At 58.2% G+C, this 12,541-nt stretch carries 16 protein-coding genes, 1 tRNA gene and 2 pseudogenes; 8 read left to right on the top strand and 11 right to left on the bottom strand.

Annotated elements, in window-relative coordinates; all coding sequences use genetic code 11:
• Window position 1: 1 nt before the first annotated feature.
• Together ACIQYU_RS09675 and ACIQYU_RS09670 are read right to left on the bottom strand one after the other, a co-directional pair.
• Window positions 2-1,162, bottom strand: a complete 1,161-nt coding sequence (locus ACIQYU_RS09675) for a nitrogen regulation protein NR(II) (RefSeq protein ID WP_233686866.1) — start codon at window positions 1,160-1,162, stop codon at window positions 2-4.
• Between the two features lie 113 nt (window positions 1,163-1,275).
• Window positions 1,276-1,551 (bottom strand): hypothetical protein, encoded by a 276-nt coding sequence (locus ACIQYU_RS09670; protein WP_207831247.1) that lies wholly within the window; start codon window positions 1,549-1,551, stop codon window positions 1,276-1,278.
• A gap of 202 nt (window positions 1,552-1,753) precedes the next feature.
• Here ACIQYU_RS09670 and ACIQYU_RS09665 point away from each other — a divergent pair.
• A tRNA-Leu gene (locus ACIQYU_RS09665) sits at window positions 1,754-1,838 on the top strand.
• Window positions 1,839-1,942: 104 nt separating this feature from the next.
• A complete protein-coding gene (locus tag ACIQYU_RS09660; RefSeq protein WP_207831245.1) occupies window positions 1,943-2,356 on the top strand; it encodes a DoxX family protein in 414 nt (137 codons plus the stop codon).
• A gap of 1 nt (window position 2,357) precedes the next feature.
• On the opposite strand, the gene ACIQYU_RS09655 is transcribed toward ACIQYU_RS09660, so the two are convergent.
• Entirely contained in the window at window positions 2,358-2,555 is a 198-nt protein-coding gene (locus tag ACIQYU_RS09655; protein WP_207831243.1) for a hypothetical protein, read from the bottom strand.
• Window positions 2,556-3,126: 571 nt separating this feature from the next.
• Here ACIQYU_RS09655 and adhP point away from each other — a divergent pair.
• A complete protein-coding gene (adhP, locus tag ACIQYU_RS09650) occupies window positions 3,127-4,140 on the top strand; it encodes an alcohol dehydrogenase AdhP (RefSeq protein ID WP_241105770.1) in 1,014 nt (337 codons plus the stop codon).
• A gap of 29 nt (window positions 4,141-4,169) precedes the next feature.
• Window positions 4,170-4,406: a hypothetical protein gene (locus ACIQYU_RS09645; RefSeq protein WP_207831239.1), complete on the top strand. Its 237-nt coding sequence runs from the start codon at window positions 4,170-4,172 to the stop codon at window positions 4,404-4,406.
• 49 nt (window positions 4,407-4,455) lie between these two features.
• On the opposite strand, the gene ACIQYU_RS09640 is transcribed toward ACIQYU_RS09645, so the two are convergent.
• A complete protein-coding gene (locus ACIQYU_RS09640; protein ID WP_402799307.1) occupies window positions 4,456-4,920 on the bottom strand; it encodes a GNAT family N-acetyltransferase in 465 nt (154 codons plus the stop codon).
• A gap of 177 nt (window positions 4,921-5,097) precedes the next feature.
• Between ACIQYU_RS09640 and ACIQYU_RS09635 the strand changes: the two genes are divergently transcribed.
• Window positions 5,098-5,286: a GNAT family N-acetyltransferase gene (locus ACIQYU_RS09635; protein WP_402799304.1), complete on the top strand. Its 189-nt coding sequence runs from the start codon at window positions 5,098-5,100 to the stop codon at window positions 5,284-5,286.
• 194 nt (window positions 5,287-5,480) lie between these two features.
• Here the strand turns inward: ACIQYU_RS09635 and ACIQYU_RS09630 are convergent, their stop codons facing one another.
• Together ACIQYU_RS09630 and ACIQYU_RS09625 are read right to left on the bottom strand one after the other, a co-directional pair.
• Complete coding sequence (locus ACIQYU_RS09630) at window positions 5,481-5,864, bottom strand: cytochrome c (protein ID WP_233693595.1); 384 nt, start codon at window positions 5,862-5,864, stop codon at window positions 5,481-5,483.
• Window positions 5,865-6,131: 267 nt separating this feature from the next.
• Complete coding sequence (locus ACIQYU_RS09625; RefSeq protein ID WP_402799299.1) at window positions 6,132-7,346, bottom strand: aldose 1-epimerase family protein; 1,215 nt, start codon at window positions 7,344-7,346, stop codon at window positions 6,132-6,134.
• Window positions 7,347-7,530: 184 nt separating this feature from the next.
• Between ACIQYU_RS09625 and ACIQYU_RS09620 the strand changes: the two genes are divergently transcribed.
• A complete protein-coding gene (locus ACIQYU_RS09620) occupies window positions 7,531-8,196 on the top strand; it encodes an SOS response-associated peptidase (protein WP_402799519.1) in 666 nt (221 codons plus the stop codon).
• A 549-nt stretch (window positions 8,197-8,745) separates the two neighbouring features.
• On the opposite strand, the gene trbK is transcribed toward ACIQYU_RS09620, so the two are convergent.
• The 4 genes from trbK to ACIQYU_RS09600 form a co-directional block, all read right to left on the bottom strand.
• The gene (trbK, locus tag ACIQYU_RS09615; protein ID WP_402799296.1) at window positions 8,746-8,991 is read right to left on the bottom strand and encodes an entry exclusion lipoprotein TrbK; all 246 of its coding nucleotides are present in this window, start codon (window positions 8,989-8,991) and stop codon (window positions 8,746-8,748) included.
• A 367-nt stretch (window positions 8,992-9,358) separates the two neighbouring features.
• Entirely contained in the window at window positions 9,359-9,721 is a 363-nt protein-coding gene (locus tag ACIQYU_RS09610; RefSeq protein ID WP_402799293.1) for a hypothetical protein, read from the bottom strand.
• Between the two features lie 296 nt (window positions 9,722-10,017).
• Window positions 10,018-10,230 (bottom strand): hypothetical protein, encoded by a 213-nt coding sequence (locus ACIQYU_RS09605; protein WP_402799290.1) that lies wholly within the window; start codon window positions 10,228-10,230, stop codon window positions 10,018-10,020.
• Complete coding sequence (locus tag ACIQYU_RS09600) at window positions 10,227-10,520, bottom strand: hypothetical protein (RefSeq protein ID WP_402799287.1); 294 nt, start codon at window positions 10,518-10,520, stop codon at window positions 10,227-10,229. Before ACIQYU_RS09600 ends, ACIQYU_RS09605 begins: the two co-directional genes overlap by 4 nt.
• 166 nt (window positions 10,521-10,686) lie before the next feature.
• On the opposite strand from ACIQYU_RS09600, the pseudogene ACIQYU_RS09595 reads away from it, so the two are divergent.
• Window positions 10,687-10,956, top strand: a pseudogene (locus ACIQYU_RS09595) (isochorismatase family protein); the annotation flags it as partial.
• Window positions 10,916-11,185, top strand: coding sequence for a hypothetical protein (locus ACIQYU_RS09590; RefSeq protein WP_402799284.1), 270 nt, complete (start codon window positions 10,916-10,918; stop codon window positions 11,183-11,185). The pseudogene ACIQYU_RS09595 and the gene ACIQYU_RS09590, both read left to right, overlap by 41 nt.
• On the opposite strand, the pseudogene ACIQYU_RS09585 reads toward ACIQYU_RS09590, so the two are convergent.
• Window positions 11,178-12,340, bottom strand: a pseudogene (locus ACIQYU_RS09585) (IS3 family transposase). The gene ACIQYU_RS09590 and the pseudogene ACIQYU_RS09585 overlap by 8 nt on opposite strands.
• Window positions 12,341-12,541 lie beyond the last annotated feature (201 nt).

Genomic DNA, 12,541 nt, shown 5'->3' with positions numbered 1-12,541 from the left:
TCTACCTGTCGAGTTGGCTGTCCGTCTGGTCCTGATAGATTGGCAAGTAAAGCTGCATGCAAGTTCCCCGGCCGGGCTCACTGTCGACGCAAATGGCGCCACCGCTCTGCCTGGCAAAACCATACACCTGGCTAAGGCCCAGGCCAGTCCCCTTGCCGAAGGGCTTGGTGGTGAAAAACGGCTCGAAGATCCGCGGCAGTACCGCTGGCGCGATACCTTCGCCGCTGTCTTCCACCTCGAAACGCACAAACCCGCCGTGCAGCCCTTCCACTTCGCCGGCCAGTTCGACCACGTCGACCGTCAGGACGATCCGGCCCTGCCCTGTGATGGCATCGCGGGCATTGAACAACAGATTGAGCAGCACCATCTGCAATTGCCCGGCATCCACCTGGATCAGGGGCAGGTCCGGTTGCAACAGTACCTTCAGGTCAATCGAACCAGGCAGCGCATGCTCCAGTAGACCACGGGTGGCGGCAACAAGGTTCGCCGGGGCGACGCAGGCCACATCAAGCTTGCGGTGGCGAGCAAAGCTGAGCAACTGCTTGGTCAGTTCGGTGCCCCGCTGCCCGGCATCGAGAATGTGCTGCAGCATGCGCTGGGCGCGTGCCGGGTCCTGGGTGGCCAGCGCCAGGCGCGCCGAACTGATGATGATGGTCAGCATGTTGTTGAAGTCATGCGCCAGGCCACCGGTCAACTGGCCGAGGGCCTCCAGCTTCTGTGCCTGGAACAGCTGGGCGCGCACCGCGTCCAGCTGCAGCGCCGATTCGCGACGGTCGGTGATGTCCCGGGTCACCTTGGCCAGGCCGACGACCTGGCCATGGTCATCGCGAATCACATCCAGCGCGGCCAAGGCCCAGAACTGCGTGCCATCCTTGCGAACGCGCCAGCCTTCGTCCTGCGCCACGCCCTGCTCCAGCGCCTGACGCAGCAAGCGCTCCGGGCGGCCCTCAGTGCAATCCTGCGGGGTGAAGAACAATGAGAAATGCTGGCCGATCACTTCATCGGCACGGTAACCCTTGATGCGTTGCGCGCCCGCATTCCACGACACCACATGGCCGGACGGGTCGAGCATGTAGATTGCGTAATCCACCACCGACTGCACCAACTGCTCATAGCGGTGGGCAGGCATGACGGGGTGGTCGAGGCAGTCAGCTGAAACCATGCGAGCTCCACCGGCACAACAGCAGGAGGGAAAATAGGCCTGGCCGAACGCGCTCGCCTGTGAGCGCTCGCGTGGTTAGCCCTGCGTGATGGACCCCGTGTGGCTGGCCAGGTTCAACGCTCAGTTTCAACCAGCACCGGGCTTATGTGTCGCGGCATCGCCACTTTCAGCAGCCACAAGCCGACCAGCAGGATAAGCCCGCCACCAGCCAGGGCCATCAACCGCTGCGGTTGAGGGTGTTCGGCATCGAACCCCAGCATCAGCAGGTAACCGCCCAGGCTGATCAGGCTGAGGTAGAGAAATGCCCCCAACACGACCACCTGCACGAACAGTAGTCGCCAGAACAGCCGTGGGCGCACGATACGCCCGGAAGTAGCGGATTGGGTCATTACCGCACACTCCTGGATCCAATAATGAGGGCAACAGTGGCGTAATGACAGCAAGGTGTCAATTGCCCATACGATCGACCCTTCACTCTGTTGATCATAGGTGCTGCGGTTGACTCAACTATAACAATGGGTTATAAAGCGCGCTTGATTGCAAAGCCCTTCTGCTTAGAAGCGAGCTGGTCGTTGCGACCCCTTCAAGCGTGCGAGTGTGGTGGAATTGGTATACACAGCAGACTTAAAATCTGTCGGCGTGAGCCTTGCGGGTTCGAGTCCCGCCACTCGCACCAAACTTCCTTGAAAAGGCGCCCTTGCGGCGCCTTTTTGCTGTCTGCCAGCAATCCTGGGCGCAGCTGCTAGAGTGGACCTTGTACCCGTCCACTGGAACGCCGCCATGCGCTACTCCCTGTTCGATGGTCAACGCGACATCATTATCCTGATTGCCCGCCTGCTGCTGATGATCCTGTTCGTCTTGTCTGGCTGGGGCAAGCTGACCGGGTTCGAAGGCACGGTCGGCTACATGACCTCACTGGGCGCCCCTGCCCCGATGCTGGCAGCGGCAGTTGCCGTGCTCATGGAGTTCGTCGTCGGCATCCTGCTGATCCTCGGTTTCTACACCCGGCCGCTGGCCTTCCTGTTTGCGCTGTTCGTGCTGGGCACGGCGCTGCTGGGCCACCCGTTCTGGAGCATGGTCGACCCTGAGCGCAGCGCCAACATGACCCAGTTCCTGAAAAACCTCAGCATCATGGGTGGCCTGCTGTTGCTGGCAGTGAGCGGCCCTGGGCGTTTTTCGGTAGACGGGCGCTGAGTCAGTCGTCTTCGCAATCGTCGAACCAGGCTGGGTGATCGCGTTCCTCGTCATCGAGGTCATCCAGCGTTTCCTCGTCTTCCTCCACCTCGTCCTCGGCGCCTTGGGCATCCGCTTCCGGCTCCACATCGTCGTAGAGGAATTCGTGGTCAAGCAGGTGATCGTGCTCGGGTTCGTGCAGGTCGTCTTCGTCGTGCATGTTGGCTCCTGGGCTAAAGGCAGGCCTGTATAGGCCGATCGGCCGTGCAGGTCAATGCGCTACCGCTTAATGCTCGGTTAACCGGCCGGGTCCAGCATGCAGGCTCTCCCTTCAAACGTTGCTTGCCCGCCTTCCATGGCGGGCTTTTTTTGTCCCTTGGTATTTCCTTTGTCCAGCCTTGGCAAATCATATTGAACTGCGTGCATATTGCCCGCTGCGAGTGGAAGAAGCCCCTGTACCAGGCCCTGAACAGCAGCGCCCGGCACCGCAATTACCGGACCATGACACGCTCATGACCTGACCTTCACGAAACACTGACATCCGTGTGGGCACACTGACCCTGCTCCGTATGTTCTTGCAGCCCGCCGCATTATTGCCGCGGGCTTTTCTTTTTGTGCCTAGTCTCTGGCAGCCGTCATACGCAGGGCACTTGTGGGAGCGCAAGGCCGGTAAATGAGTACAAGGCGGTTACCCCCCCAGAGCATGACCTGAAGCAGTTTTGCCCCTCCAGGCAAGGGCTATGCTAACCCGGCGATAACCCAAGCTCACTCGGATAGACACGGAGGCTCCTATGAAAGCTGCTGTTGTTGCACCAGGCCGTCGCGTGGCTGTGGTGGAGAAAACCCTGCGCCCCCTCGAGCACGGTGAAGCGCTGCTGAAGATGCAGTGCTGCGGTGTGTGCCACACCGACCTGCATGTGAAAAATGGCGACTTCGGTGACAAGACCGGCGTAGTGCTAGGCCACGAAGGCATCGGCGTGGTCCAGGAAGTAGGGCCAGGCGTCACCTCGCTCAAGCCGGGTGATCGCGCCAGCGTGGCCTGGTTCTACCAGGGCTGCGGGCATTGCGAGTATTGCACCAGCGGCAACGAAACCCTGTGCCGCGAAGTGAAGAACTCCGGCTACACCGTGGACGGCGGCATGGCCGAAGCCTGCATCGTCAAGGCCGACTACTCGGTCAAAGTGCCCGACGGGCTCGACTCCGCTGCTGCCAGCAGCATTACCTGCGCCGGCGTGACCACCTACAAGGCGGTGAAGATCTCCAACATCCGCCCCGGCCAGTGGATCGCCATCTACGGCCTTGGCGGCCTGGGCAACCTGGCTCTGCAATATGCCAGGAACGTCTTCAACGCCAAAGTGATCGCCATCGATGTCAACGAAGAGCAACTGCGCTTCGCCAGCGAGATGGGCGCCGACCTTGTCATCAATTCACGCACCGAGGATGCCGCCAAGGTTATCCAGGCCAAGACTGGTGGCGCCCATGCCGCCGTGGTTACCGCCGTTGCCAAGGCTGCGTTCAACTCGGCGGTCGACGCCCTGCGCGCCGGGGGGCGGCTGGTTGCTGTCGGGCTACCATCGGAAGCCATGAACCTGAATATCCCTCGCCTGGTACTGGACGGTATCGAAGTGATCGGCTCGCTGGTCGGCACCCGCCAGGATCTGCAGGAAGCTTTCCAGTTTGCGGCAGAAGGGAAAGTGGTGCCGAAGGTGGCCCTGCGGCCGATCGAGGATATCAACCAGATCTTCGAGGAGATGCTGGAGGGCAAGATCAAAGGGCGGATGGTGATTCAGTTCGCTTCAGAGTAGAAGGCTGGCTAGCACATCGAGGTGAATGTATGAGCATCCGCAGCTTGGCGAAAAACCTGCCACCCGACCCGGCCAGGGACGGCTGGGTGCTCGGATGGGGCGTGCTGAGAGACCGGCATCCCTGGCATTTCGTCGATGTCTATGCCGACCAGAAGACTGCCAGGGCCGAGGCGCAGCGCCGCGGTGCTGGCTACGTTGTGGAGTTCGGCTCGCATCGCCTGGGATCGGATGAATTCGTTTGCGGGATATGCCCGCCGGAAGGCTAGCGCTTGAATGGGCGGAGCGACGGGGACGCCTGGGCGCCCCCGCCTTCGATCATGCCGACATCCGTCGCATGATCAGCTCGCCATCGATGACTTCGCCGGTCTCGACAAAGCCTTCGGAGGCATAGAGATGTTTTGCCCCGATGTTCTCCGGGGCGACGCCAAGGGCAACACCGGGACCACCTGGCAACGGTTGCAGGTATGCCAGCAGCGCGCGCAGGGCGGCGCGCCCATAACCGCGGCCCTGGTGGCGGTAGTCGATCATCAGGCGATAGATCCAGCGGCTGTTCTCATCCGGATCGAGGGCATGCATCAGGAAACCGACCATTTCACCGGTCTGCATGGCACGCACGGCCAAGGGTTCACACCAGGGGCTATCGGCAGCCTGTTCCAGTGATTCGGCGTTACTGGCGATAAAGTCAGATTGGTCGTCGCGTACACGCAGAGTGCGGCAGTGGGCTTCCTCCTCAGGCGAGCTGAGGGCAACAAGAAGCACCGGTGGGCAAAGAGTGGACATGTTGGATTCTCCGCGGGGCAGCAAGGGCCCCTCCAGAATTTCGTTGACGGTTCATTGACGGACACATCATTGGAAACTGGGTCATGGGGCACCTCCTTGTTCGCGGATGAAGAGACAGTCGGCTGATCCGGCCGACCGGGGCAACATTCCAGGGGCTGCCTGGGAATTGCCTGGGAATTGCACAAGCGATCCTGGATCGCAGTGGAAGCTCGCAATGCGTCGATGTTGCTGGGGTATAATGTACTTAACTTTTCGCTCTTTGGACACGCATTCATCCGGCTCATCATGGTGAGAAACTCACAGCGCCGTCACGGCGTCGGCTCCGCGATCCTCCGTACACTGGAATCTCAGTGCGGAGCCGTATAGTTATTCACATAGACAAATGCCTTAAATGATCCGTTGCAAAAACCACTCGGAAAGTTCGGTTTCATTGAGAGCAGTTATGTCGAGAATCTGGATGAGGCAATCCCGGGATTATTTTTGTGAAGCTCTACTCCTGAAGTCGTTGAGAGATCTTAGCGGAGCCTCTTAATTGACCCCGATCCTTCATTAACACTTGCTCACTGAGCTTTTGAAATCAAGCTGCTCATGTATTGGTTAACATCTCGCAGATCCTGAACACTCCAAGAGTGAGGCGGAATCTTGACGTTGTTTTCTTTTAATGTATCTGGAATCAAACTTCCATTTGGGCGAAGCACTATCGAAGATACAATTACTCCGGGATAATCGGCTAATCGCTTCTTGAAACTCAACGTCGTAAGGTCTGGCGTCGGAGGATTGCTTTTCCTTGCCAGCGGCCCTGTTCCTTTGATATCCGCGCCATGACAAACCGAGCATCTCTGCATGTAGAGTTTCTTTCCATTGATATTTTCCGCCAATGAATGCTGCGCTTGGGTTGCTGCGCAGAATCCAAGCAAGGCGATGAACAATTTTCTGTTTTTCATTTTTTCTTGCGCCAATCAATTTTAACGAAACGAACCGTACGCGATCACAACCTCTCCAATCAGGCAGCTCGGCTGCCGACAGGAATACGCCTCTTTCCGAGGACGGACAGCTTAGATGCGGTTCGGTCGTCTGTCGAACGGTAAGACGCCCCTAAGAAGGCAACGGCCAGAAGCCAGCAACTTGATAAACCTTGAATAAGTCGACGGGATCACACGTGAACATCTGGCCGATGCTTTGCAACATCGGCCGACATGCTCTGGCCAGCACTACCCTTTGGTCAGATCAACCAATGGCATCTGCCGCACTTCGGTTTCGCGCCCACCCTGAATCTCGCTCACCTGCTTCAGGGCCTTGTCCACCGCCACCTTGTCCGGCAAGAAGCTGTAGCTGATGTGGAACTGCCTGCGCTCCTTCGGTCCGATTGTCGGCACCAGGTTCAGTGGCCGCTGGTAACGGCGGTTGTAGGAAAAACTCGTCCCTGGCTCCAGCCCCGTGACATAGCCCTGGCCTTGGGTATCGGTATTTTTCCACAGGGAGAATACAGGCAGCGTCCGAATATTGAAGCCGACCGAAACGCCCAGACTGCCAGCCTTGTTGTGCAACACAGCCAACGTATTGCCTTGGCCATCAGCATACGGCACCACGTTGTAAACCGTTTCATCATAGTCCTTGGTGGGCGCACGGTAGGTTTGCCAATCGGGCAGATCGCCCCTGGCCTTGTCGTTGAACGGCGAGACCTGTTTCACCGGTGCGGCGAAACGAGCGCCCTGCTCCAGGAACGGGGTGCTGAAGTTACTGTGATACAGCGCCTGGTATTCCTTCGGATAGTCGCCGTTGTTGGTCAAGGTGTCATTGAGGATGAACACCGCGCTGCCGGGTTCGGTGACCACTTCGGTCATAACGGAGAAGTCGACTTTCTTGAACGCCTGCTCTTTCAGTTCGCCGCGCAAGGTGATGGCGTACGGTGGTTTCTCATCAATGTGCAGGGTGACTTTGTTCGCAGGAATATTGGCGGCCCGACCGTGCAAGGTCAGCAGTTCGCCGTTGTCGACGCCGGGGTGCCCGACCCATTCGTAACCGCAGCGGGTGACCAGTTCGTTGAAACCCTCCAGCCAGCCCAGACCATTACGCCCATTGAGTTCGATGAAGGACGGGTTGACCACTTCCTTGACTGGCGAATCCCAGCCCATGCGCACATTACCGACCGACGCCTGCAAGATGTTCATACCGCGGGTCGGCACTACGGAGAGTTTCATCGTTCCGTTATCGATGTCGACAATGCTGACCCCCTCCTGCCGACCTCCGTGCAAGGTGCGCAGGGTAACGCTGAAGGGCTTGTCGGTTTTTACGCCAAGTTGCTGGCTGGTGATCTGCCAGTTCTGGGCGGCTTTGTCGGTATCGAGTAGAACGTAATCCCAGGCCAGGGCATGAGAGGTTGCGGACAGGGCGCCGAGAGCAATGAACAGCTTGAGGAGGGACATGGCAGTAGCCTTTCTTGGAGTTGTGCCTTTTTATAAACGCGAAGAAACGTTTCAGCAAGCCAGGAAGCCAGACATCTCGGCGCATTCGATGCCCAGCGCAGCCTCCGGCAGTGGTTACGGCAGGCAGAACACAAGTGCGCGTCACCACGACGAGGCAGCGGCTATCCTTCAGGTTGGAGGGCGTATGTGTGGAAGGTTGAGCCAATACCGTGGCATACATGACTTCGTTGAAACCCTGAGCCTGCCAGAGGCCTGGAGGAACAACGTCGGTGACCAGCCGCTTGGCCGGTACAATGTCGCGCCGACCACGCCGGTAGCAGTGCTGCGTGTGGATGATGCAGGCCCGAGGGCGGACCTGGTGCGGTGGGGCTGGCGGCCGCATTGGGCAACCGATCGTGCTGCGCCGATCAATGCCCGAGTCGAAAAAGTTGCGCACGGCCCGTTCTTCCGGGCGATCTGGCCGCACCGGGCCATCACGCCCATCGACGGCTGGTACGAATGGGTTGATGAAGGCAGGCCGAAGAAGCAGCCGTACTACATCCGCCGCCGGGATGGGCGCCCTGCCCTGTGCGCCTCGATCGGCCAGTTCACTGGAAGCGAGCACGACGGGTTCGTCATCATTACCGCCGATGCTCAAGGCGGGATGGTCGATGTTCACGACCGCCGGCCTGTGGTGCTGTCACCTGAGCTGGCATATGAATGGATCGCGGCGGAAATGCCGAGCGAGCACGCGGAGCAACTGGTGCTCAACCTGGGAGAGCCGGTCGAAGCCTTCGAGTGGTATCGGGTGAGCACAGCCGTGGGGAATGTGCGCAACCAGGGCGCCGAGCTGATAAACCCGCTTCAGTGAAGAGGTGGCACATTCTTTCCGCCCTTTTTCCGGAAGCGCAAGTGATCGAGACGCTGCGCTCAGGGTTCAACGCCACCTTTTGCCCTTATCGATGTAGCGGCGCGTAGCAAGGCGTTTCGCCATGGGCGCCGAAAGACAGTGGCGAAACTCTCTATCAACGCAACGTAATCTTGAGCCAGGACGTTGGACACTTGCTGACGAACCAACCCCCTGCCGGTTTCGCCGAGCTCGTGCGCGCTTGAGACAAGAATGAGCCTGCGGAGAATGGCAGCGTTCCGAGAAGCGAGGCGCAATACCAGGATGCCCCGAATGATATACCGACCAGGATAATCAGCCCAAATCGTCGAGCGACCAGCTTCGCCATACGTTCCGCAAGTATTCGGGCCCATGTAGTGTTGGTCGGGCCTGGACACTCTAGGAGGATGAGCTGATCGACAGGCGTGACAACCTGGAACCGTCCAAGAAAGGCGCCTGTGAGCGGAAGGGGCGCTTAGAGCGATCTGAAAGGAGGAGCCAGCAGGCTCCTCGTATTGCAACTGTCGAGATGAATCAGTACTTGTCTTCTGGGCTCTTCTCGAATTTCCACTTGGTCATTTTCTTCGCGGCAAGGAAGCTTTTGCAGTTCGCGATGAACTCATTCCTGTTCGACTCTTTCGACAAGCTGGCCAGATTTTTTTCATAAAGTTCAGGCGCACAGTTGGCTGCTGTAGGCTCGGGCACTTTTTCCTCAGAGCAACCTGCCAGAATCGCGACCAATCCCATGGCGGCACTTAGCCGGGCCAATTTGATATCCATATTTTGATCCTTCGGTCATTTCGTCAAACGTGAGAGCGGGCCCCATCGAACCCGACGGTAGCCTAATGCGTGAGCGCGTGAAATGCCATCCACCAAGACAGCCTTGGGTCGATAGCCGCCGGTCGTGGACGATTGGTACCGACCGAAAGAGGGGCCGTTTCGCGGCCCATCGCCGGCAAGCGCGACTCCCACACGTAGGGCGGGGGTCTGAAGGGGAAGGCAGCACCCAAGCCGACGCTGGCAGGTACACCGGCCACTGCGAGGACGCCGGAACCTCGCTCGGCCATAAGCACTGCTCCATAAAAAAGCCCCGGCATCTGCCAGGGCCCAGAGTGACAAGCCCGACTGCAAGCCGGGCTCGGAGAATCTAGTTGGACGGTTGCCTACTGTGATGCCAGTAGAGGTACAGCAATCCCAGTGGCGCGATGAAGATCGCCAGGAACCAGCATACGAACATCGTGAACACTTTGACAGCCAGCATCAACAACGCATTCAAGAAGAACACGTTTCGTCCCATTATGAAGCCCACCACACTCTCATACACGAATCGAGAATAGGGATAGAGGAAGGTGCTCACCACCGAGATGGCTACCGTTGCGAAATCAATCCCAAGCGGGGAGCGTGATTTCATGTAGATGAAAAATGCCGCAAAGAGCGCGCCGAAAAACAACTGCCGAGCGTAGTAGCTTGGGGTGAGCCCCCCAAACGTCATTGCCAGAAACTGCCGCATAAGATCCGTCTCAAGTTTCAAAAGGGAGCAAATTTTATCATTTATCCCTATTCGAGTTCCATCTTCAAAAGGCCTGTATCGCCCGGACGAATCATTCCTCCAGATCCGGTATAGGCCCGGCCATGATCGGTACTAACCAGATCTATATTGCCCACATCACCATGCAGTATTGGATGGGTGCCTGGCGGTGCTTATCGGTTGATTTTGCTGGGCCAAATACCCCTCCCGCCACCCACAAAGCCCAGTAATTGGTATCAAAACTGATATCACTCACCCTCCTCCGGCGTTCTGCCCATCTACTCCCCCTTCTCAGCCTCATCAAGCGCCCACAGCCTGGCCGACTCGACGATCTCCAGCATGTCGGCCAAGTCCTCATCATCAACCTCTCGACGCCGGCGCGCAGCGTGGGCCATTTCATCGAGCACTGCTGCGCGCCCATCAGGATCAGCCACCAGAGCAACCTGGTCGTTCAGCTCGGCCAGCCAGGCCTGTGGGAGCCCAGCCATCATTCCTTCCTGCACCACCACGACTGCGCATACAGCACACCGTCGATCTCTTCGATCCCGTTGATATTGATACCGAGCTGGGCCATGCCGTTGACCTTGGCATCGTGCAGTCGGGGGATGATGTCTGGCCCTGGTGACGGGTTGAATACCCAGGCCTGGGTCGACACCCGGCCCAGCGGCTCACTGTGGTGGTCACCGATGTGGATGTCAGCCCGAAGGGGCTGGATCTTCCTGAGCTGATCGGAATGGATGGCCACGCCATTTACGCGGCGGCGAACGAGGAGAAAGTACATGCTGCACCGAATACTGTGTATGCATACAGCATTTCAGCATCAGGCAAAGCTTCCGCGCCAGTACCGCTCGGCGGACTATGCTTGTTTGCTCAGGCAGGAGTGCGACGCATGTGTGGAAGGCGGAGCCAGTACCGAGGCATGCACGGGTTCGTCCCTCTAGGATCCTGTAGTAGTCACCGGGATGAAAACTCAATACTGCGTCGATAGCACCTGCCGTGCTGCTCGTGATCTTGGCTTCGATGCGGTACTCATCTCCGAAGGCCATACTTGTTCAGACACACCAGCGATGAAATCTAAGGACATCGTTGCTCACCACAATACAACTCTTGACGGGCCGTTCTGCCAGCTAGTGCGGGCTGAGGAAGGAGCTTCTAACAGAGCCAGAAAGTGCGGTAATGAAGCTCGAAGAGCATTGCCGCGAGCGCGAGTTCAATGAGGAGGCCTTCCGCGCCGCGCTGCTAACGGGCGTCTGCAGCCAGATCTGCGAAAGCACCCATGACGACGATGAACACGCAGCGCTACCCGAATGGATGAGTTATGACGGCGGTCTCGGTGCAAACGCGCATATAAAATACGCCGCCTATGTCGGCGGCGTTAGAGATTGCGATGCTTCAGGGTGTGTAGCCCTTGCTCTTGCTGCGATCAGTAGTGTAGTGGTCAACTAATCCCGGACACCGGATTAAGTTTTTCCTCGGCAATCGCCGGAGGTAACCCACCGTTGAACTGATGCGGTCACTCCCAGTTGTAGCGCTGCATCAGAAACCTGCCGATGTCTTGCTGTGCCTGCGCAGCACTCATGTAGCCCACACTTGGCACCCACTCCGTTTTCAGGCTGCGGAACAAACGCTCCATAGGCGCATTGTCCAGGCAATTACCTCTGCGGCTCATGCTCTGCCTGAAGCGGTAACGCCACAACCGCTGACGAAAAACTCGGCTGCCATACTGGCTGCCCTGGTCACTATGAAACAGCACATTCTGCGGCCGCCCACGGTGCTCGTACGCCATGTCCAGCGCTTTGATGACCAACTCACTGTCCGGTTTAGGTGAAAACGCCCATCCCACCATGCGCCGTGCAAACAGGTCGATAACTGCCGCCACATAGTGCCACTGACCTTGAGCCCACACGTACGTGATGTCGCCGCACCATACTTGATTCGGTGCCGTGACATCGAATGCGCGCTCCAGCACATTCGGGATGTCAGGGCGCTCCACTGTGGCCTTCTTGTAGGCATGTGAGCCCGGTTGCTTACTGATCAGCTTCATTTCGCGCATCAACTTGCGCACCTTGAAGCGGCCGATCTGAATGCCTTCTTCGCGCATCATGCACATGATGGTTCGACTACCTGCGGCACTACGGCTCTGTGTAAATAGCTCGTTAACCCGAACGTGCAGTGCCAGTCGCGCAACGTCCGGAGATCGCCGTTTATGGCAATGCGCGTAGTAACACGAGCGAGTGACTTCAAACACCGAGCAGAGTAATTCGACAGGCTCCTCGCGGCGGAGCTGATCAATCAACGCGAGCGCTCGTGTTCCTCGGCCATCAAGAGCGCGGTAGCCTTTTTTAAAATCGATTTCTCCCGTTCCAGCCGGTTGATCCGAGCTTCGAACTCTTGGATCTTCTGCTGCTCGGGGGGCAGCGCCTTGCTCGCTGGCGTAGCACCGCCACGTTCTGACTGGAGTTGATTCACCCAGCGGCGCAGCACCGATTCAACCAAGTCGAGCGACCGGGCGGCTTCAGTAAGGCTATAGCCCTGGTCGAGCACCAGGCCGGCTGCCTCGCGTTTGAATTCGGGGGTGAAAGTACGTCGTTGTCTGCTCATCGAACACCTCTGTGTGGCGACCATTTTCGCCTAAAAAGGTGTCCGGGGTTAGTAGACCACTACACACCAACCCGGAGCAATTAAATAGCGTCCGCTTAAAAACACCGACACCATTGCCATAATGCTGGAGCTCAGAAGGTGATTTCTCCGGACGCTTACCGCCCTCAGAACTACTGCTACATTTCTATGAACCGTACAGGG

The organism is Pseudomonas sp. NPDC096925 (assembly GCF_044762545.1).
GTDB lineage: Bacteria > Pseudomonadota > Gammaproteobacteria > Pseudomonadales > Pseudomonadaceae > Aquipseudomonas.
The sequence above is the reverse complement of the archived record's forward strand: the minus strand, read 5'-3'. Positions and strand labels throughout refer to the sequence as shown.